The sequence below is a fragment of the Paenibacillus profundus genome (genome assembly GCF_021369635.1).
Classification (GTDB): domain Bacteria; phylum Bacillota; class Bacilli; order Paenibacillales; family Paenibacillaceae; genus Paenibacillus_B; species Paenibacillus_B profundus.
Window position 1 is genome coordinate 1 of record NZ_JAJNBZ010000049.1, and the last position, 21,898, is coordinate 21,898.

General features: G+C 43.9%; 19 protein-coding genes and 1 pseudogene. 1 reads left to right on the forward strand and 19 read right to left on the reverse strand.

What is annotated here, in order from left to right; genetic code table 11:
• Positions 1-167: 167 nt before the first annotated feature.
• The 12 genes from LQV63_RS29085 to LQV63_RS29140 all read right to left on the reverse strand — a co-directional run bounded on the left by LQV63_RS29085 (position 168) and on the right by LQV63_RS29140 (position 12,831).
• Positions 168-374 (reverse strand): hypothetical protein, encoded by a 207-nt coding sequence (locus tag LQV63_RS29085; protein ID WP_233699328.1) that lies wholly within the window; start codon positions 372-374, stop codon positions 168-170.
• Positions 375-635: 261 nt separating this feature from the next.
• The gene (locus LQV63_RS29090; protein ID WP_233699329.1) at positions 636-2,615 is read right to left on the reverse strand and encodes an AraC family transcriptional regulator; all 1,980 of its coding nucleotides are present in this window, start codon (positions 2,613-2,615) and stop codon (positions 636-638) included.
• A 131-nt stretch (positions 2,616-2,746) separates the two neighbouring features.
• Positions 2,747-3,271 carry a DUF2785 domain-containing protein gene (locus LQV63_RS29095; protein WP_233699330.1) on the reverse strand — a complete coding sequence of 175 codons (525 nt, stop codon included), beginning with the start codon at positions 3,269-3,271 and terminating at the stop codon, positions 2,747-2,749.
• Positions 3,272-3,596: 325 nt separating this feature from the next.
• A complete protein-coding gene (locus LQV63_RS29100; RefSeq protein ID WP_233699347.1) occupies positions 3,597-4,517 on the reverse strand; it encodes an N-acetylglucosamine kinase in 921 nt (306 codons plus the stop codon).
• Positions 4,518-4,566: 49 nt separating this feature from the next.
• Positions 4,567-5,709 carry an exo-beta-N-acetylmuramidase NamZ family protein gene (locus LQV63_RS29105; RefSeq protein WP_233699331.1) on the reverse strand — a complete coding sequence of 381 codons (1,143 nt, stop codon included), beginning with the start codon at positions 5,707-5,709 and terminating at the stop codon, positions 4,567-4,569.
• Positions 5,710-5,779: 70 nt separating this feature from the next.
• On the reverse strand, positions 5,780-6,484 hold the full coding sequence (locus LQV63_RS29110; RefSeq protein WP_019419895.1) for a PIG-L deacetylase family protein: 705 nt from the start codon (positions 6,482-6,484) through the stop codon (positions 5,780-5,782).
• A gap of 2 nt (positions 6,485-6,486) precedes the next feature.
• Positions 6,487-7,452, reverse strand: coding sequence for a GNAT family N-acetyltransferase (locus LQV63_RS29115; RefSeq protein WP_233699332.1), 966 nt, complete (start codon positions 7,450-7,452; stop codon positions 6,487-6,489).
• An 83-nt stretch (positions 7,453-7,535) separates the two neighbouring features.
• Positions 7,536-8,396 carry a carbohydrate ABC transporter permease gene (locus LQV63_RS29120; protein WP_233699333.1) on the reverse strand — a complete coding sequence of 287 codons (861 nt, stop codon included), beginning with the start codon at positions 8,394-8,396 and terminating at the stop codon, positions 7,536-7,538.
• A gap of 20 nt (positions 8,397-8,416) precedes the next feature.
• Entirely contained in the window at positions 8,417-9,319 is a 903-nt protein-coding gene (locus LQV63_RS29125; RefSeq protein ID WP_233699334.1) for a carbohydrate ABC transporter permease, read from the reverse strand.
• Positions 9,320-9,404: 85 nt separating this feature from the next.
• On the reverse strand, positions 9,405-10,838 hold the full coding sequence (locus tag LQV63_RS29130; RefSeq protein WP_233699335.1) for an ABC transporter substrate-binding protein: 1,434 nt from the start codon (positions 10,836-10,838) through the stop codon (positions 9,405-9,407).
• 33 nt (positions 10,839-10,871) lie between these two features.
• Positions 10,872-11,786: an N-acetylmuramic acid 6-phosphate etherase gene (gene murQ / locus LQV63_RS29135; RefSeq protein WP_019419890.1), complete on the reverse strand. Its 915-nt coding sequence runs from the start codon at positions 11,784-11,786 to the stop codon at positions 10,872-10,874.
• A 181-nt stretch (positions 11,787-11,967) separates the two neighbouring features.
• On the reverse strand, positions 11,968-12,831 hold the full coding sequence (locus tag LQV63_RS29140; protein WP_019419889.1) for a MurR/RpiR family transcriptional regulator: 864 nt from the start codon (positions 12,829-12,831) through the stop codon (positions 11,968-11,970).
• 287 nt (positions 12,832-13,118) lie between these two features.
• Between LQV63_RS29140 and LQV63_RS29145 the strand changes: the two genes are divergently transcribed.
• Positions 13,119-14,615, forward strand: a complete 1,497-nt coding sequence (locus tag LQV63_RS29145; protein WP_233699336.1) for a class I adenylate-forming enzyme family protein — start codon at positions 13,119-13,121, stop codon at positions 14,613-14,615.
• A gap of 95 nt (positions 14,616-14,710) precedes the next feature.
• Here LQV63_RS29145 and LQV63_RS29150 read toward each other — a convergent pair whose 3' ends face one another.
• The 7 genes and pseudogenes from LQV63_RS29150 to LQV63_RS29180 form a co-directional block, all read right to left on the reverse strand.
• Positions 14,711-15,286, reverse strand: coding sequence for a nitroreductase family protein (locus LQV63_RS29150; RefSeq protein ID WP_233699337.1), 576 nt, complete (start codon positions 15,284-15,286; stop codon positions 14,711-14,713).
• Between the two features lie 18 nt (positions 15,287-15,304).
• Positions 15,305-15,796, reverse strand: a complete 492-nt coding sequence (locus LQV63_RS29155) for a MarR family transcriptional regulator (RefSeq protein WP_019419886.1) — start codon at positions 15,794-15,796, stop codon at positions 15,305-15,307.
• Positions 15,797-15,882: 86 nt separating this feature from the next.
• Entirely contained in the window at positions 15,883-16,167 is a 285-nt protein-coding gene (locus LQV63_RS32240) for a cysteine hydrolase family protein (protein WP_407672987.1), read from the reverse strand.
• A 56-nt stretch (positions 16,168-16,223) separates the two neighbouring features.
• On the reverse strand, positions 16,224-17,006 hold the full coding sequence (locus LQV63_RS29165; protein ID WP_233699338.1) for an arylamine N-acetyltransferase: 783 nt from the start codon (positions 17,004-17,006) through the stop codon (positions 16,224-16,226).
• Between the two features lie 284 nt (positions 17,007-17,290).
• On the reverse strand, positions 17,291-18,073 hold the full coding sequence (locus tag LQV63_RS29170) for an alpha/beta fold hydrolase (protein WP_233699339.1): 783 nt from the start codon (positions 18,071-18,073) through the stop codon (positions 17,291-17,293).
• A 68-nt stretch (positions 18,074-18,141) separates the two neighbouring features.
• Complete coding sequence (locus tag LQV63_RS29175) at positions 18,142-18,945, reverse strand: aminoglycoside phosphotransferase family protein (protein ID WP_233699340.1); 804 nt, start codon at positions 18,943-18,945, stop codon at positions 18,142-18,144.
• A gap of 1,083 nt (positions 18,946-20,028) precedes the next feature.
• Positions 20,029-20,977, reverse strand: a pseudogene (locus LQV63_RS29180) (helix-turn-helix transcriptional regulator).
• Between the last annotated feature and the right edge of the window lie 921 nt (positions 20,978-21,898).

Genomic DNA, 21,898 nt, shown 5'->3' on the forward strand with positions numbered 1-21,898 from the left:
GTCCTAAGCCAATTCATCCCAAGCCTAAAGGCAAGGGCTTTCTTAGCTAATTTCTATAATTTTCAATGAACTCGAAAGGTATCATATTTCAGACAACAGAATGGATTTCATAAGGTAATGAAATCCATTCTGATCTTTCGCCCCAAATCAGCTATTCCGAATCAACCTCATTTACGCAAAATTCCCGGCAAATCCTCGATTAATTTCTCTCTGGCCCATGGATCCGTGGAGATGCCGAGGGCACCGCTAATAAAATAAACGTTGCCTTTTTTGACGGCCGACAGATCGCGCCAGATCGGTTCGGAAATCATCCCTTCGATATACTTCTTCTGGAAAACGATTAATTGCAGGTCTTTCAGCAATTTTAGTATCAATTAACATACGCTGCCAAGTACTTCTCTCCACTCTCCCTCTTGTTCAGAAAGGCATCCCTTTCGTTGCTGAGGTTAACTTTGGTGTGCGTGTCTCTGGTAACATTGCTTTTCAGACGATACAGCAACATCACCGTTAGTTCGCACCGCTTGGCGCCTGAGCATGCGCGAATCGTTGTTACTGATCAAAGGGGAGAGTGGCCGGAAGCGTCGAATGGATAAGCAGTTATTCTATCCATGACCATGTTGAACACGTACACATATTTAGTGCTGTCCCGTCAGCCAAGCAGCGATTTCCTCCGTCTGCGATAGAACCGCAATCGGATCAAAGTACCAAGAACGTTCCTCTTTCCATACGTACACGCGATTGTTTTTGACCGCATCAAGCGTAGCCCAGATCGGGTCGGCTTTAATATCCTCTAAGGTGCGGTCGTTAGACGTCAGGATGATATAGTCGCCGGCATATCGCGGCAATAACTCATTGGACAACTCCGCCCACTGCTTATCAAAAATTTCCGCCGCGATATGGGCAGGCGGTTTGAAGCCCAGCGCCTGATATACGGCTTGTCCGCCCCGTCCGAAATTGTCGCCGTAAACATAGGTCGACTTGCTCGTCAACTCAAAGATAGAAAACGTCGCGTCGGACGGTACTGCTTTTCCTACAATTTCTCTTGCAGCGGCAATACGGCGATCGTATTCGGCAAGCCAGGCTTCCGCTTCCTTTTCTTTGCCCAGCAGCTTGCCGAAGTAGGTCAACTCTTCATGCGCGTTCTTCAATTCGCCATAGGGAACAGATACAGTAGGGGCGATTATGGATAATTGCTCATATCTGCTTTGGTCGGGTGTTGCCCCAGTCACTATCAGATCCGGCTGCAACTCGATCACCTTTTCCAAAGATCCATTCACATCGCCAATATCCTCCACGTCCTTGAGAGCTTCGGCGAAATACGGATTTTTCCGGTGCAGTCCAGGCGTTCCAATCGGAGTGATGCCGAGCGCAATGAAACTGCCTAAATATTGATCCGCTACAATGCGCTTGGGATTAACCGGGATGTCTATTTCACCGTTAATCGTCGATACCACTTTGGTTTGCAGGTTATCGGAAGTCTGGCCGGAATTGGATTGGGCCGAACTTTGCGGTGCCGACACCGAATTTGAGGGCGATCGCTCCCCCCCGGTTGACGTGCTCGTGTTCGAAGCGCCCCCAGAGCAAGCGTTGAGCAGCAATGCGAGGCAAAGCAATAATGTTGCCGCAGCAGTTGACTTGGAATGTCTGTACATCGGTATATCTCCCACTCTCTCATATTGATAACGATTATCATCATCAATATAACGCCGAAATCTTCGGACAACAATGGAGGATCGAATGGTTGTAGAGGGATTATCTTCTGCTTTGCGCTGCCCCGATTCCCTGGCTCTAAACCGGGCAGGCGAAATCCCCCTGTACTTTTTGAAAAGCCGGCCAAAATAATAAGGATCCTTATATCCCACGCTTTCAGCAATTTCGCGCAAGGTCGCATCCGTTTCCACCAACAGGCTTGCCGCCACATCGATCCGTATCCGAATCAAATACTCGATCGGGCTGTATCCGGTACTCTTTTTGAACAAAGCCGATAAATGCGGAACGCTGTAGTTCAGGCTTTCTGCAAGCGACTCTAAAGTGATCGTCTCCGAATAATGCTCCTGGATGTACATGATCGCTTGAGCAGCAAGATCCGGCTCTTTCATATCAATCCCTTGTCTATGAAGCTGCTGCAATATACTGCAGACGAATTGATAAAACAACGATTTCACCTGGAACCGCTCCAGCGGCCCTGACTGTCTCCATTCCTGATCCATTAATTTAACTTTGTGAAAAAGTGAAATCGGGTAGTTCGGTAAAAAACTGTATTGCATATGAAACGGACTGTTCCTCTCCATTAGGCTCACCATGTCCTGACGTCTTGGAAGCGGAATCTGTGCTTTATAGAAAATCATATAATATTCAAATTCTTCTTCTATCAGGAAAATGTCCAGGTATGCCCCTTTGCCGCTGTGCATCACTTGAAATCGCTTTATGATATATTCCATGCCGTCCAGCCGCACTTGGGCGCCGCCGCGCGTCGCGAGCAGAAACACACTGGCCGGCAGCCTGTAAGAACGTAAGGCTTCGCCCGTTCTCATCATCGTATGGCGCACATCCAGCACCGTAATGGAAGCATGATTCCACAGCAATATATGGTCATTTTCGATCATCGTGTCCATTCAACCCTCTCCGGTTCAATTCCCGCTGCTTCAATAACCATTATAAATGATAATTATTCTCATTAACAACCGAAGGTGCGGGAACGACGAAAAACCCTTGCAAAGCAAGGGAAATGCTTGTTGGAAACCGCTCATTTAGCGGCTTGCTGCACACCTAGACTCCGTAGGAGCCGCACAGCCATATTCAAACCGTCGGCAGCATGCGCAATGGCATGAGCCCAGCCCTTCCCAGTCACATACCCTCTTAAATCATTCTCAAGCTCTACATATAGAATCAATCTATCTTTCATATAACTGATTTCATTTTCAGTTAAATAGTTGGATTGTTTATGGGCATATACGGCCAGTGGCACGATTAATACAGAGAAAGAACGAGTAAAAACTGTATCCGTCTCCGTCTCGCCTATCCCGCAAAAAAGGTGACTATCACTAAGGCTAATCTGTAATAAACTTCGCATTTGCTCTGGTGTAAATTCATTATTTTCGAACCATTTACACAGCGTGGAATAGATGAGCTTATCTCGAAGCTCGGGATCAACGGTTCCGATTTGAGTCATCATCTCTAATGCCAATTCGAATGCGGATATTTCTTTAGGAACCTTGTACTGTTCTTGCTTAATCTGTAAAAGAAGATTTATAGAATTCCTGCTTTTCATATATTCTCCTCTCTTTCTTCGCACTTCGCAGGGTTGTCAGCTGAATTCGCATTCCAATCGTCCTTCAACATCCCGTAGACAACATGATCAATATTTATTAGTGTACTGGCAACGACTTGCCTTGTCTACAGAAAAAAGGGTCACGATTCCTTTAGTGGGAATACGACCCTTTTTGTCTCGACCATTGGAATTTGTCCAATAATTTAACAAAGTTCTGAATTTGTTCATGTATCAAAATGGTGTTTTCGCTTTAAACATTCATTTACTTGTTCCGTTATCGAAATGCGGACGGCTATGCAACCAACAGGATCGCCAGATGAAATGTCTATGAGCGGGCAGCGAGCTTTGCCAATGCCATTAGAACCGCACCGTGCGATGCATCTTTTTTGGCAGTTATGCACTTCAGGTCCGGATAGCGCTGTATCAGCATGTCTGCAAAAGCAGTCTGCACATAGGTGTTGTTGAGCAGAACGCTTCCTGCCATCGCAAGGGTTCCAGCCTGCAGTGACAGCTTCTCCACAACTGGAATCACCAGTTCGAACAAGGAACAAGCGCTTTTTTTCGCAATCGACAGAGCCGCTTCATCACCGAGCGCGCAAGCGTGTGACAGGATCGGAGCCAAAGCCGCAATGTCCTTTTTATTGGTGCGTTTGTCATACACAAAACCAATGATCTGCTGAACCGATTCCAATTGAAGCTGCTCATACACCATACCAGTGATTGGTGTCGCGGGTATACGGCCGTCATGCGCGCGCACCAAAGCTGAAATGAGTTCCCGACCGATACTGTAACCGCTGCCCTCATCATCAATGAGGTGACCACAACCGCCAGTGCGATGAGAACGGCCGGATTCATTTTTGCCATAACAGATAGACCCGGTCCCCGCAATGAGAATAATACCGTATTCGCTATCATGCGCGCCGCACAGCGCCGTTTCCTGATCGCCCGTAATGAGTAATCCTCCTTGATGCCCGCATGCTCGGACACTCGCTTCCAGGCGGGTGATGACCGTTGGATTGCTAACACCAGCCGCACCGATGCAGACTTGAGCGCAACGATCCAATCCCCCGCATACCTTGGCTATCGTTTCGAATATTTCTCGCAAGCTGCTTCGGATACTGGCCTCGTCCTGCCCATTATAGTTAATCGCGCCGGATGTAAAGGCGTGCACGGCCACTCCCTTCTCGTCCGCCACGGTTACGGCGGTTTTCGTGCCGCCGCCATCCAGTCCTGCCACATATCTCAACATAGGCTCACATCCTTCCTCTACCCTGTGCGGCTCATTGGAACACGAACTATTCATATAGATGATATTGTTGCTTCATGCGAGCAAACTCCCGACTCTCTTCACGGAATTGCTCCAACAAAGCCGGAACATCTACGGATTCATTCCGATATAGCTTATCTCCGCATAACAAATCAATAAAAGGTCTGGAATTCTCCTTTAACGGCGGCAAAAAAGTAAACAATTCATAGTTACGCTTGATGGCATACATCAGCATGACCCCTGTTTCCAAAGGCTGAAACGCACGGTTATCGATCACATGAAGTTGCACGCCACTGCATTGTTCTCCCTGAAACTTAGAAAAAGAAGGCTTGAAATAAACGGGGCGGAATATGACCCCAGGCAGCTTCTGACTGTTCATTTCATCCGCTAGTTTCTCAGCATTGATAAATGGGGCCCCGATGATTTCAAAGGGAGCTGTCGTTCCTCTGCCTTCAGAAATGTTGGTGCCCTCGAATAAGCAGGTGCCTGAATACAACAATGCCGTGTCGAACCGCGGAATTCCCAAGGAGGGCATTACCCATGGACGCCCGGTGTCGGGGAATTGCATCTTCCGCTCCCAACCGTCGCAACGCACCACATGCAGCTTGCAATTCCAATTCATCTGCTCGTTCGCCATCGTCGCCACCTCGCCGGCCGTCAGACCGTAACGCACACATAGCGGATAATTGCCGACAAAAGATTGATACCCCGGCTTTAATATATTTCCTTCTACCGTCACCCCATCCAATGGATTGAGCCGGTCCAATACGACGAATTCCTTCCCCGCTGTAGCACAGTCTTCCAATGCGTACAACATCGTGTAAATAAAGGTATAATACCGGACCCCCACATCCTGAATATCGTATACGACCATATCTACTTCATCCAGCATGTCTGGACTTAATCGTTTGGAATCCTTACGATACAAGCTATACACTGGCACACCCGTAATAGGGTCCAAATAAGTATCTACCTGAGCTCCTGCAGCTTGATCGCCGCGTACGCCATGTTCTGGCGAAAATAGAGCGACCAAATTGAAATTCTCATGCATAATTTGGATCGTAGCTACAAAGTCATCGTTCAATCCGGTCGGTGCCGTAATCAGCCCTAATCGTTTTCCTTTGAACAGATGAGTATACTGTCCAATACAATCAATACCGTTTCGGATCATAGCTGCCTCCCATCATTCGTTTGCGATTTGCAAAATGACTGTAACGATGCGTAGTTACAGTCATTTGTTGTTATAATTCAGTTTTAAGCACACGCATGCTTTCTTCTGGAACCATGAAGGTTTCCGCATATTCCTTTCTTGCTTCAATGCCGCGAACTCGAACTAAATGCTTGTAGTATTCCAGATAAGGGAAGGAAGCGCTGCCTGTCACGAACCAGTGCAAGGACACTGCCTTAACCCACAGATCATAGGCTTCTCTGGAGAAATCTACATAAACATAAGGCTTGTAGTCAACTGCGTCCTCCCAGTTCTCCGCATAATAGAGTCTGGAAGCGAAGAACGCAGGAAGCTCCCGTTGGAACGAAGCTAAGCCGGCAAAAAAGCGTGCGTCATTGACGATGCGGTGTGTCGTCATATGATCCTTGTGCATGCTGTTCTTGAAATGGGTGATAATGATATTGGGACGTACTTGGCGAATGACATCACACACTTTCAGACGCATCTCTTCGCTATCCTGCAGTTCTCCATCCGGTATGTCGAATACGATGGCTTCGCCGCCCAGCATCTCTGCAAACCCTTTGGCCTCGTTCACCTTCTGCTCGCGGTACTCCGCCATATCTCTGCCCGCGGGAACCCCGCGCTCACCTGCTGTCAGCGCTAATGTTACAATACGGTCTCCTTTAAGAGAATGGCTTGCCAACACTCCGCCTGCTGTCAGCTCCATATCTCCCACATGACCACCGATGGCTAAAATCGTAACTTTTTGCTCGCTCATAACTAAAACTCCTTTCTCATGACGGAAAATTGTTTTACGGTTTGAAAGCCAGCCTTCTCATAGATACGCATTGCAGGATTCGTGCTTCCGGTATAAAGGGACATATACTCGGTTCCAATACGCCGAAATGCCTCACATAGTGTAAAGAATAGAATCGTTCCCAGACCATGCCCCTCATGAGCAGGGCTTACGCCGATACCAGAGAAATAGCCGCGCCCGTTCTCCTGTCGAATGACCGGACCGGCAAACCCGACGACCTTGCCTTGATGGGCCGCAATCACCACAGGCACACCGTCTGAAGCAGCTTGCCCGATTTCCCTCTTCCACAGAGGATTATCCAATCCGTGCAGCATTTCATCTACGCCGTAGTGTTTGACCCGGTCGAACAGTTCCACCCGGTAACCGTCAGCAGCCGCTTTTTCCTCCTTGGCTCTTATGTCTTCCGGAATGGCGAAGGAAGCCAGATTCAAATACATGGCACATTCTTTTGCGCGCTCTATATACCCCTGACCGAGCAGAAATTTATATAACATACTATTTAACGGCACACCTGGCGCGTTATTATGCTCATGCTTCGGGGTACCCGGTATATACCAAGGCAACATCATCGGGTTAAAAAACAACAAATCTGCTTGTTTTTTACCCAATGCTTGAAAGCGACGCTCTATAGCATCTAACATCATCGTGTAGTTATCGTTGGTTTTCCAGTCATGGGCTAACACAATACAGGTGACATATCCGGCCGCGTCCCCGAGAGGCAGGTCATCTCCTGTACACCCGCAGGCAAACCCTCTAACCTGGTCGGATTCCAGTAAGATAAACGTATTATCCCTGTCAAAATAAGGACTCGACAAAAAAATATCTTCGAAGCTTTTTGCCGTAAGCTCTTTGTATCCTTCTTGCACGGCTTCTTCGTTCCATACAGCAATGACCTCATCCATATACTGCCGATCCCAAGCAACGAGCATGATGATGTGACACCTCCCACATGTATGCCGGACATAAACCTGCATCGCAACGATGAAGGCGCAAGGTTGATGCGCAGGGTGTGTTAGCCTTTTACCGCACCTACGGTTACGCCCTTCAGGAAATACTTTTGCAAGCTGAAGAAGAGAATAAACATAGGCAAAGCAGAGATAGTCGCACCTGCCATCATCGGCGCAAAATAAGTCGTGTTAGCGAATCTAAAGTTTTTAAGACCTACTTGAATCGTCTGCATATCCATCGTATTCGTTACCAAGAATGGCCAGAAGAACGTATTCCAGCTATCCATGAACGTAAGAATCGCCATCACGGCCAGAACGGTCTTGGATAACGGCAGAATGATTCTGAAATATACTTGAAACTGATTGCAGCCCTCGATCTTCGCACATTCCAGAACTTCAGTAGGAATGCTGCTCATGAACTGTTTAGCAAGAAAAATATTATATACGGTAACGAGGCCCGGCAAAATCAATGCGCTATACGTATTCTGAATTTGGAATATGTTCACAATCAGAATGTACAACGGCACTTGAGTAACCTGATACGGAATCATCATCGCGATCAACAACAACGTAAAAAGCGCCGTTCTGCCCTTAAATCGAATTTTGGAGAATGCGTATCCGGCCATGCTCGCAAAGAACACATTCGAAACCGTGACTACACTCGCCACAAACAATGAGTTTAAGAGCCAGCGCAATGAATATTCGCTATATTCAAAGAAGAATTTGTACGAATCCAAAGATATCTTGGTCGGAATGAGCGAGTAGCTCATCGCCCCGGCTTCGACGGGATCCCCAAAGGAGGAAATAATCATAAAATAGATAGGGAAGATCGTTGCCAAAGCAAAAAGCAAAAGTATGATAATAATGACAGCGTTTCTAATATATTTCGCTGCCACATGTCCGGTATGATCGTTATAGAGTGACATCGTCGGTTTCTCTCCCTTCCTCAATATTCCACGTCTTTGCCCCAAAATTTAAATTGAACCAATGAGATTACACCAATAATCAAGGCCAAAACCAGGGATTGTGCCGCAGCTTTACCGAATTCAAAGTATTTGAAAGCGTTATTAAAAATTAGCAAACCCACCATTGTAGTCGCGTTGTCCGGACCGCCGCCCGTCATCAGGTAAGCGTTCTGGAACACTTGGAAAGAACCGATGACACCAGTTACTAACAGAAATAACGTCGTTGGTTTCAGACAAGGAATAACGATGTACCACATCTTCTTAATAAATGAAGCTCCATCCAATTCCGCTGCCTCATAATAACTATCATCAATACCAAGCAGTGCCGCCAAATAAATAATAATGCTCGTGCCATGACTGGATAGCCAGGACATAAGAACCAATGAGAACATAGACGTAGAGCTTGATCCGAGCCAGTTCTGGTTGTTTATGCCGAAAAAGCCAAGTACCTGGTTGAGAATGCCGGTTGGCATCGGATCGAAAATCCAAAGCCATACGACAGATAATGCAACGCCTGACGCAACGGCCGGCAAGTAATAGATTGCCTTGAACGTGGTCTGCAGCTTCTTATTCAACGGCAAAATGAGTATAGCCACGCCAAATGAAATAATCAAAGCAACGGGAACCGTTAGAATCGTATACACAACCGTATTTACTAATGATTTCCAGAACAAAGAATCTTTAAAGGAATCAATATAATTGTCAAATCCAACAAAGGTGGAACCGAGCGGTTTGTAGTCCTGAAAACTAATAATAAAAGCACTGACGACCGGATATGCAGTAAACACCGCGAATACAACTAAGGCAACTGCGATAAACGCATATCCCCAACCTCCATCACCTTTAATTCTCCGTTTCTTTAACGGTTTAGCTAATTGGGTCATATTGCGAAACCCCTTTCAATACTCAGTGTCACATACATTTTCGGATAGTCGCATGAACGTGAGTGCGACTATCCGAAGCAAACATCTACTCTTTCACAACTCCATCTTCACCGAAAGCTTTCACAGCTGCAGATTTAACGGTTTCATACATCGCTTCAGGCGTAATTTCGCCAGCGATTAATGCCTGAAGCTTTGGCACGATAACTTCATCTTCCATTTTGATCGCTTTTGCACCCAAATCCGTCGGGATATCCGGACGTGCAGGCGTTGCTTGCTGGAGCAAGGTTTCAACAGCTGCTTTATTGTCTTCATTTCTGTTTAATGGCATGGTTTCTGCCGCTTTTCTACCGGATTCGGTAATATGCGCAGCAAAGAGATCATTGTTGGTCGTTGCCGCAACGTTGCCGCTAGCTAAGAAGTAAGCTGCTTTTACAACATTTGCTTTGTGTTCAGCCGTCGGTTCCTTCGTTCCACGGAACGTTACATATCCATCAACCGCGACACTCGCTTGTTGTTTTTCGCCTAGGAAAGTAGGGACAGGCAATACGATATAATCAACTGGAATACTTCCTTTTACTTCACTACCGTCCTTCGCCTTAATCTTTTCATTATTCTCGTTGGCGTTGTTCTCAAAAGTAGCCAGGCCTTTACCTGTAATCATCGTTTGGCCGGTAAGGAACATATTCCAGCGTTTCCCTGCATCGACAGAGCTAAGCTCTTTCGGCATGGAACCATCATCAATGAGCGCCCGAATATCTTTGAGCACTTCAAGGAAGTTTTTGCTCGTGTACGCATATTTCAAATCTGTATTGAACTGTGCAGGCATGCCTGCATTTTTGAGCAAAATATTCAAATAGTCTTTGGAAGCAACGCCAGCGGTCGCGAATACAAACCCGTAACGGGACGTTTTGTCGCCTTCCTTAACGACGCCTTTTTTGATTGCTTCACGGAATTCGTCAATTGTCCAGCCGTCTTTTTGCACTTTCTTCCAATCAATTCCTGCTTCCTCTAAGAACTGCTTGTTCCCGCCCAGCGCGTGAACTTCCATATAAGCCGGGAAGCCGTATAGCCCATTGCCGTTTTTCATGTATTCAAGCGGAACTTTATCATAATCTGCTACCATTTCCGGCGTTGCCGTATCTGTAATATCGAGGAGCATCCCTTGCTGGATATATTTCGGAATTCCTCCAGATGGGATAAACGCAATATCCGGCGGGCTGCCCGCATTCACTTGCGTATCCAACTTCTGCGTCATATCTTCCCAACTGGCTGGTTCGATATTCAACGTCAAGTTCGGATATAATTCATTAAATTCCTTCTCCAATTGCTTGAATTTGTCTTGGAACTTACCAGAAACCGGCGGGAGCAAAGCGGTAATCGTGTCCTTTGCATCCGCGCTTACGTTAGAGCCTGAATCTGACGGTTTCGCTTCGTTATTTGAGCTTCCGCATGCCGTTAACGAGGATAAAGCCAAGGTTAAAGCTAAGATGGATGCCAATACACGCATGTTTCTTTTCATTGATACAAGCCTCCCCAAGGATATCGAATGTTTTTATACAGCTTTGATAAAGGTGCCTATTGCCTTTTTCAAACTGCCGTCGCATTGATCCAATGCTTGCTTTGCCGCTGCTGCATCCAAACCGGTTTTGATCATCATAATCGCTAATTTACAACTCATGGAAGCGCTTTCTAAATAAGAAATAGCGGTATCCGAATCTACGCCAGTAGCTGTCTTAATAATGCGAACGGAACGATCACGCAATTTAATATTGCTTGCTTTCAAGTCCACCATAAGATTATTGTACGTCTTTCCAAGCTTCACCATCGTACAAGTCGTAAGCATATTAAGAACCAGCTTCTGTGCTGTACCCGCTTTCAATCGGGTCGATCCCATAATGACTTCCGGCCCTACTACAGGTGAAATGCAGACGTTGCAGACGTTCTCCAATTTGGAGTTTTTGTTATTTACTACGCCAATCGTGGCCGCTCCAATTTCACCTGCTTTTTTCAAAGCAGATATGACAAATTGTGCGCTTCCACTCGCCGTAATTCCAATAACAGCATCCTGGTCTGTCACGCCACACCTTTCAATTAAAGCGATCCCCTCCTCTGCATTGTCTTCAAAACCTTCAACAGCCCATCTCAGTGCGACGTCTCCCCCAGCGATATGTCCTTGTACTATCATAGGGTCCGTTCCGAAAGTGGGCGGACATTCAGAGGCGTCGAGAACGCCAATTCTGCCTGAAGATCCGGCCCCTACGTAAAACATTCTGCCGCCGTTTTTAAGAACATGGTGCAATGTGTCAACCGCTTTCACAATTTGCGGTATTTCTGCTGCTACCGCATGCGGAACCTTTGCGTCCTGCTCATTCATGAGATGCAGCATTTGTTCGGTTGTACACTCGTCTATCGCCAATGTTTTCTCGTTAATCTCTTCCGTCGTTAGACCCGCCAGATACTCATCCATAGCTATCCTCCTATCCTGTTTGTTTAAAATTTCTTATAAACACATATTAACGAGAAATATCATCACGGTCAACAGTTTTTGAAATAAAATTTTATTATAAAATATATTATCGTTTTTTTATTTTGTTTTTCGACAAAAAAAAGACACCGGAGCTAATACGAAAAACCGATGTCTGCATCATTCATTTACGATGTTTGCTAACTAAAATGTTGTGCGTTTTCGTCAAATACTTCTTCACATTTTTGTATTCTGCACTGGCTACCCCTGCAAAAAGAATGTCGATAACGGTCAGCATAGCAATTCTCGATCCCATGGCACCGCTGCGGATGGTTACCTCCGGCGTGGAAATGCTCAGCACGATATTCGCCTTATCCGCCAACTCGCTCTTATTATATTTGGTAATGGCAATAATGCATGCGCCATTTTTTTTGGCTATTTCCAGCGAATCGAGAATTTCCATCGTATTTCCGGAATTGGAAATAAAGATCGCTACATCATTCTTTTCCAGAAGCGTAGCGGCAGTGAGCTGGCTGTGTCCGTCCGTATAAGTGTGGCACAACTTGTTAATCCGGGAAAACTTCTGTTCCGCATCGATCCCTACCAGACCGGAAGCGCCAATCCCGAAAAACGCAATACGTTTGCTCTGACGCAGCACTTGTACAGCACGGGCGATCTCATTCTTATCGATGACACTGAGAGTGTCTTCAATGGATTTACTGTTGTTGCGAGAAATATTCGAGATGATCACGGACAGATCATCGCCGGGCTGTATATCGGTGTACTGATCCTTCTGCTCGTCATCCATCGATCCGAGTGAAGCGGAAATACTTACAATAAAGCTGCGGTACCCGGTATAGCCCAAGGTTTTACAGAAACGAAGAACAGATGCGTCACTGGTCTTCGTCAGCTGAGCAAGGCTCTTAATCGAAAGATGGGGAATCTCCTCCAAATTCGCCAGCACATACTCTGCTACTAGTTTCTCTACAGGTGTCAAGCTATCCTTCATGTCTCGAATTTTAATCAAAATATTATCATGAATTGACATATCTCTTCCCTACTCATCAGAAATTTTATTTCAAAATGAATCATTATTTATAAAATTTTAATTTTATTTTATATCGTAAATCTTCTAAATGCAAACACTTTAATAGCTTGTCTGTCAATCATTCAATAAAATACCATGTGGGATAGCAAAAAAGAACGCCCTTTCTGTAGAATCGTTTGTGCCGCCAAGCGATTTAATCCCGAATATTATGAAAAGATGATGGATAAGTATAATATACACCATTTTTTGAATATGATGGGAACATAATAGGAAATGAGGTTGTTCATATGTATGCATTGCATGAAATACTCAAAATTCGCGCTGAGCAAACCCCTGATACAGAAGCTCTGGTCGGGGGCCATATTCGCTATTCGTTTCGCACCTATTTAGAAAGAGTAAATCAATTGTCACACTATTTACTGGAATTGGGCTTAGAAAAAGGAGATCGGGTTGCGATTTTGTGCAAAAACAATCATCCTTATCCAACTATCATGATGGCAGCATTACAAATAGGAGCGATTGTTGTTCCGTTAAATCATCAATATACCTCTCATGAATTAAAAGGAATAACAAAAAACTGCCAGCCCAAAGTTCTCTTCTATGATAAAGAATTTGAAGCTGTCCTTCCCGATAAGCAGCTGCTCCCCTTTTTCATACTGGCTGGAGAGGGAATGGAGACCTCAACTGCTTTTGATGAAATCTTTATGGGGCGCTATCCGGTCACGGAACCTCCTGTAACCGTCAGCGAGAGCGATACGGCATTTTTCATGTTTACTTCTGGAACCACTGGAAATCCAAAAGCCTGCGAGCTCATCCATCGTGTTTTTTCAGAATCCTTTAAAGAAGTTTTTTCTTATCCCACTTCTAATAGTAATGAACGGTTCCTTGCCGTACATCATCTCTATCATTTAAGTTCTGTTTTTAACATGATATACAGCATCATCTCTGGAACTACAATAGTCTTTTTAACTGAATCAGATCCAGCAAAAATTTGGGATATGATTGAGAAAGAAAAAATTACGAGGATGTTTGCTTTTCCCTATATGTATACCTATATGTTGCAAGAGTTTAAAAACAGCCGAAGAAAAACGGCATCACTTAAAATAGCAAGCGTAGGCGGCACAAAAGTACCTTCGATGTTAATCATGCAGTATCACGAGCTGGGAATTACTATGTCAGCCGGATATGGTTGCACAGAAGGACTTGGAATTAGCTATTATTCTCCTGAAATGGGCATCGAAAAAGCCGAATCGGTTGGAATGCCAATGCCAAATGTGGAATGTAAAATCGTCCATCCTGAAAAAGGAGAAGAGCTTCCTGTAGGAGAGATCGGCGAAATTGTTGTAAAAAGCCCCTACGTCTTTAAAGGCTATTGGAATAATCTTGAAGCAACGAACAAGGTGCTAAGAGAAGGATGGCTCCACACCGGCGATAGCGGCAAATTAGATGAGGATGGTTTCTTATATGTGTTGGGACGATACAAAGATGTCATTATATCTGGTGGAAGAAATATATATCCCGATCAACTGGAAGACGTTATTATGCAAATTCCGCACGTACTGGAAACAGCCGTAGTAGCTGTTCCAGATGAGATCTTAGGCGAAATTCCGCGCGCCTATATTGTGAAAGAAGCGGGGAGTATGCTTTCCGAAGACGAGGCGCATCAATACTGCAAGCAAAGGTTTGCCAGCTATAAGGTCCCGCAAATTAGGTTCACTGATGCTCTGCCGAAAAATAGTTTAGGCAAAGTGATGAAACAAATCTTAAGGGAACAAGCGCTCTGAACGAGATCGAAGTTCCCTATCCCAATTATGATGGCGCAATAAAACAAAAGCAGCCTAATACAAACGTATTTTGGCTGCCCATCTATTTTGGGGAATTATAAAATAGTAAGTCTATTTTCGACTGGCATGCGTGCTTTTGATCTAGGGATTTCCTCGTAATAACCAATGTTTAACATGCTAACAGCCTTCTCTCCTGTTCGGATGCCTGCATGTTCACGAAATTGCGGGGACTCGTACAATTCATCATCCGTTAGCCACGTCATTCCGATCCCCTTCTCCCATCCGAGAAGATGGAAATTTTGGATCATGCAGCATATAGTCGCAAAGTCGTCTTCCCACTTCTCTTGCTTCGGGTTTTCCTTCATGACAACGATTAGATAGGTTGAGGTGTTGATCGCCATTTGGATAAACTGTTCTTTCACTCTCACATTTTCCACATTGAAACGCTTTAATTCTTCTCCAACTTCCACCATGATCTCGACCAGTTTCTTTTTTGCTTCATCACTAACCAGGATAAATCGCCAGGGCTCGCTAGAACCGCGGTTCGGGGTCGGCGCCCAAACCGCATCGTTTAAGAGGTCGATAATCGCCTCACGAGAAACAGCTTGATCACTAAAGCGAAGAACGGGTCTTGTGTCTCTTATAATTTCCGTTATACTCATTCTCGCCATATTTGCTTCATTCCTTTCCTATGTGGTTAGTTTTTGTTCCATCTCGCCCACGGCATCTTGCATAAATTGTCTGACGAAGTCCAGCTCTGTGGATGAATATTTGTCCAGAAACCGATAAAAACGCTCTTCTTCTAATTTGTGCAGCTTGTCATGCAGCTCATATAGCTTCTTTCCTTTGGAAGTTAAACGGAAATAGATTTCTTTCTTGTTGTCGTTCAAGCGCGTTCGTTTCACAAACCCGTCTTCATATAGCTTGGTGCTGATTTTTGTAATGCTCGCTTTGGATAGCTCCATTTTTTCGGCAATGGCCGTATTGTTTACCGGCTCGTTCTTGCCGATGCAATCAATGACATGAATGCTGGTGATGTTTTTCGGACAGTCAGTTACACCGGACGCTAAGGCCTTTTCAAGAAACACCGTGATTTCTCTGCTTTCATACTGCTCTCTTAAGTGTGCAAATTTCCAATACAGTCCAAAAATGAACTGCTTGTTCGGTTCAGGATACCCCATTCCTTGTCTCTGCTCCTATCCTCATATATTCCCCACCAATGGCCTTGTCCACTTCACGAAAGCCATCATCTTATAAATATTGTTTACTAGTTAACAATTTTATTGTAGCAATATTGATAATAATAATCAATATCATTTGATCTATCGAATCCCGAAATAGCCGTAAACATGCAACAAAATTCAGTGTTAAAACCTGTTATAAAAAGGTGCTTTACACTTAATCTTTCTAACGTTTTGGATAGTTCAGTCTTGTAGAAAGAGCTTGGCGTTTGCTTCTCAAGTACATAGTCTGCGTAAATTGTAATACTTTGTACACTCCAGGTACTGCCGTTGACAGAAGCAAGAAAAGCGCCAACAGTGCAGGCAAGCAGTCAGCGCCTTTTCATTTATGAATATCATCTTTCCTATTGTATACTGCAATTGCCCATCAATCAGTGTTTGTGCGGCTTCTATTAAATATTTCAACTGCTGCCTTATATAATTCATAATTCATATGAAACCGATTTGTTATCCAATACTCCAACTCTTCTCCACTCAGTTCTTGTTCACTTTTATGGGTAGGAAAGTACTGTTTTAATGTATGGTTGGTTAATGAAGTAGGAATATTCTCGACATATCCAAAAATCATTATATCTTTAAGCGCAAAAGACGAATTCCAATTGTTGGAGCTTTTGATGATTGGCAGCATCTCTTCGATAGTGACTGGGTTCGTATTTAAGGTTTTAGCAGGACCTGGATTTCGGATAATCTTGATGCTATCTGTTGAGACGGTATATTCGAACGTTTCCCTGTTGTCGTTGGCGACGAACGACTCATGCAGCGGATAAGCTTGGAACAACGGAGCGCCGAAACCAAGATCGACATAATAAGGCTGCTCTAAATTTACGCGCAAACATAAGTGGCCAGGGTCCATATACAAATAATGCACATCGAATCCCAACTGCTTCAGCAGCCAATAACAGCCTATCGATATCGTCCAGCAAGTGCCGCCATACCCGTGATTCATGATGCGGTCATAATATTTTTCAATCGGCGGAATATAATCGCCCGTTGCATAACCGCGTTCATAGTCCAATATTTTAGTCAGGTTTTCCCATCTAACCTTTAATTGATGACTTTTAATCAGATCATTCAAAAAGCTAATATCATTTTCGCGTTTCGGTACATCTAGGAAGTTTAAGAAGTTGTCAACGATTTCATTTGAATTCATGTGAATCAACCCCCTCATTAAATAAATCGCATCGCTTGCATGCCGAATACTTTGATAGACATATTCCGCTTGAGTTGGCGTCTTGAAGTTCCAGCCACAATATCTGCCGTTTCCTTTGCACGTGAAAGGTCACTCGAAAAATATATAATCCCATTGTTCGTTCATCAGTCGATTTGCCAATGCACGTGCCAACGTCATTTAGAGGGATGTCACTCTGCCCCTGCGCTCGTCTCTCAGTATTCCAATCCGTCTCTCATGTCTTATTAATCCAACTCGTGTCATATCTAATCGATAGATCGCATTCCCTTCGGCAATTCTTTTTCATTCATCCATGCTTCTACTAATTTATTGAAGAAATCGGGGTTAGCTAGAGAAATTCCGTGTCCAACCCTCGGAATCATATATCCTTGGCAATTTCGATTGCTTCTGGTGATAACGACGGCTGATTTTCCCATTGTTTTTTTCTCTTTTTCCCCCACTAACACCAAAATATTTGCTTTACTACGTTTAAATCCGTCTGGTATGCGATAAGACATATTCTCTTCTAAGACCCTAAGCAGATCCTCTACGCTCATTTGAATAGTATCTTGAAAATATAAATCAAATTGCTCCTCGCCGACATATAATACTTTTGCTTGAAGCTTTGCAAAGGATTTGCTCTTGGTTAACGGCATCGAAATCCGGATCAAAGGTTTCAAGATAGCTTGGAAATATTTCAAGGGCCGTACAAGCCCGCTCACAATAATCGCTTGATCAATAATATCTTCCTTTACACTTAAGATTTCTAAAGCGATTTGAGCCCCTAGAGAAAAGCCTATAATCGTAACCTTTTGACCATTTTTCCTTTCTTGTATGATGTTGATTATATCCTCAGCCGTTTTATTGATAGATACAAATTTCTCGTTTCCGCTGTTACCGTGACCAGGGAGATCAGGAATCAAGACAAAGTACTCCTCTTTTAAAAATTGTACCTGCTTCTCCCACATCCAACCGCTTACTCCCCCGCCATGTAAAAATACAAGGATTGGAGCATTCTTATTTCCCGATTCTTTAACGTACAGGCCCATCCTTACCATTACCCCCAATTAAATCAATGGATAGGCGAAGGAAGCCGTAAGGCCCCTGCCCTTCCCTTCTATAATAAAGCCCTCAATCGATCTTTAACCAACATGATTAGCGTATCTTTTTCTTCCTTAGGTATCCACTCGACCAATCTGGCAGCGGCAACAGGCAATATCCATCTGTCAATCTCCGAGTAAGCCAGCCCCGATGCACTTAAGTAATGCTTCATATATTCATGCTTCAAATTGTTTCTTAAAAAGTTAATAATCGCTTTCAATAACTTCGGAGTACCATCGGGCATCGTTCCATGATTGAGCAATAGGAATGTTCTAGCAACGTCGCCGGCAGGATTACCAGACATGCCAGTCATCCAGTCGATAATCCAGTGCTCCTCGCCGACCATAACATTATCAGGGTGAAAATCACCATGACATAGCATATCACCGGGAGACAGTTGCTCTAAATAATGAATCGTTTTTTTCTTCTCTTCCTCGGTTAGGAGTGGCGTAGCTTGGATGCTGCCGCTCAATACTTGCTTCTGATTTCTCAAATTCCCTGCAGCATGATGAGTATGTATGTTAGCATGCAAACTTGCTAAAGTTCTAGCATGTTTTTTAATTTGCCAAGGCTTCTTCGTTATTATATTCAGTAAAGAAGACCCTGCTATACGTTGGAACACAATGCCTTGCCTGCTGTCAACATCGGTTAATTCATAGGCATGTGGTGTATGAATGCCCAGAGAATAGATAAACTTGCTGATAAGAAACTCCTGATTAACAGCATCTTCTGGAAACCCCTGATGATAGAGCTTCATAATTTTGTCTTTTTGATATTCAAAAATATCGGCTGTTCTGCCCTGACCAATCGGTTTCATCATTTCATCTCCGAATTCCGTACATAGTATGGTTTTGGAATATTTTGTATATTGCATATAAAAATGACCCTGATATTTATTTATCAGAGCATATTTCACATTCACTCCATCATCATACACCAGCTTGGGTTCTTTATCATTTCAATATCCATGACGGTTAGTTCCTTGAGTTTTAATTTCTTACGATCGATTTCTGTTCATCATCTCCAATCCATAATGACCAAAGCTCGATTTGACTTCCATTAGGCACGTCTTCCATTAAGTAATTATGGAACAGGCCCTTTAGGCGGATTCTCCATGTGTTTAATATCTTTTGCTGTCATTTTAATGTAACGAGTAGGATTCATTTCTGTAGGTGGTTTAGAGTTGCTAAAAATATAAATAAAGTAAATGTTTGTGTATTTCTTTCATTTATCTTTTTTGTGTACATCCTATATCGTTTATTCTCAACATTATTTTTTCAATTCTCTTTTTAGTGAATGCATCCAGCATATTCACACCTCGATGGTTTTTCCTCAGGCAAACCAAGGAGCGTCAGCAACGTAGCATGAATACGGTGTTATCGGATGTTCCTGCCTTCTGTGATTTAACTCTCATAATCTATTAATCCATTCATGTAAGAGCTGCATTAAAATCGTGGTTATTATCTGTATCTATGTTTTTGGACTTATATAGCAGTACTACTTCCGGGGCAAGGAACGGCAAGCCTTTATATTCATAGAATGCTTTATTTAGTTCAATTTTAATTTGGGGATTTCGTTTATAAGTAAAATATGTGTCGTCATATGAATCAAATAGTACTTCCAAGTAATCGAGCTTTGTTTGAATTGTTCTAAAGAAATGATATGATTTGTTACCATTACTACTTGTTGTTCTCTTTAAATAATTACTCATTTCAGCTTCCTTCATACACCATATATTATAGTAATTTTGATCTGAATTTTTGTTTTGATTCACAGAAAAAGGTACAAATGCATTCCCTCCAGTCGTTAATACCAAATATAGATATAGTGTAACGACCGTTATAGACATCTATTGTCATATTGGTGAAAACGAGGGGGCTTTATGTATAAAGGATTTTCAGCCTTAGCTATACATCAAGAGAATCGCTTTTGCTTGGGATAATACCTTTTCGCGCAGCTCAGCCGGTGCCAACACTTCCACTAACGGACCATAACCAAGCAATATTTCACATGCTGAATCGAGCGTATGGAATTCAACGTCGGCATCCAACCAATGGCTGTCCACAGACTCGGTGTGTAGAATCTTCATATAACGCTGCTGAGAAATGCGAGATAACACTTTATCGCTGAATCGCACTCGGGAAGGATATTGAGGCAGACTCGCTTTGAATTTTTTGGTGGATTGCTCCCAGTATAAGGCCAAATCAAAAGAATCTGGGCGCTCGAAAGACTCCGTTGACATCCGGGCACTCACCATACGGGAAATCCGATAGGTGCGGATATCTCCTCCTTCCGCAATAGCGATAAGATACCATATGCTGCTTTTGGCTACCAAACCTAAGGGTTCGACTACCCGATCAACAACAGAGTCATCTCGACGATATTGTATAAACAGCTTTTTCTTCCCAAATAGCTTCCTGAACAACAGGCAATTCAGATAACAACTCATCAGACTGATGCCAACCTGCTCCATCTACATGAATGCGCTGACGAACAATTTCCACATCTCCGCGCATCGTTGCAGGAAACGCTGCCAGAAGCTTCTGAAAGGCATCATCAAAAAAATCGCCTAGTCCCAAATCTCCCAACAGTCTCGAAGAATGCGCAAGCAACAGCGATTGCATCTCTTCCGTTTTCATCCCGGTCAGATTTGTGCGATATCCTTCAAATAATGCCCATCCTCCATTTGAACCCCGCTCTGCAAAGACAGGAATGCCAGCCGCACTTAAAGCTTCCATGTCACGATGAATGGTTCTTTCAGATACCTCCAGCTTTTCTGCTAGTTCCCGGGATGTCATCCGGCCACGATTCTGCAAGAACAACAAAATGGAAATCAATCGATCCGCCCTCAGTTTCCATCCCTCCCTTCTTTCAAAATTCTGACTCGAACAAGATCATCCGAACGCTAAGAAGAAAGTGAAGCATTAGCCAAAAATTGGCCTCGGTAGCAAGCGCCACTACTGCCCGTCCTAGTTCCTTCGACATTGAATTGCGCGCGATGAATGACCGATGTTTTAGCCAAACTGTAGTACAAATTTCCTCGATACCTGTAATCATCACCATCCGTAATTTCAACGATCAATCCCTGTTTTCTCACGGTCCTTAAAAGTGCGGCGTAGTAGCTCGGCTCCACGAGTTGAGCCTGCCACAACTGCCACTTTTCCTTGTAAATGTTTCATCATGTCTCTACCCCTTTTTATTTAAAATCAAATCCCTATTCATGTCTAGTATAACCATTGATATATGTCGCCTATTGTCATATTACAGAAGAAATGCACCCATCACATAATTGTATGAGGAAAGTTATATTTTCCTTTACACAATTGCTTTTGTCATAACGTGTCTTGTACTTCGTGCATTTGTTTTTTATTCATTGTTTGTCAATTCTACGGTAGAAGTACCTAAAGAGTTTATTTATTGTTTTGTGGTGCTGGTGAAGGGACTCGAACCCCCACATAGAAAATCTGCTTCCTGCGGCTGCATCGAAACCGTGAAAGCCCCCGTGTCGATCGCATCCTTCAAGGCTCACTTGCCATTGCGGCTTTTTCTGCAAGCTTTCTCGCTACTATCCCTTCGTATGACTCCTCAACGTCTGGTATTGGACATCCCTTTCTTTTGCAAGGTCACCCGGCTCCACTAGCCAACATGGTTTTGCCGCCTGTTTCGAGGTTTGCCTTCTGATCCTTCGCACCCTGCCTCGCAGCCAGGCACTATCAGTCAGCTATGCGCTTCCGCCACCCTGTAGTGTGCTCGGGATTTCCACCCGTTAGTAC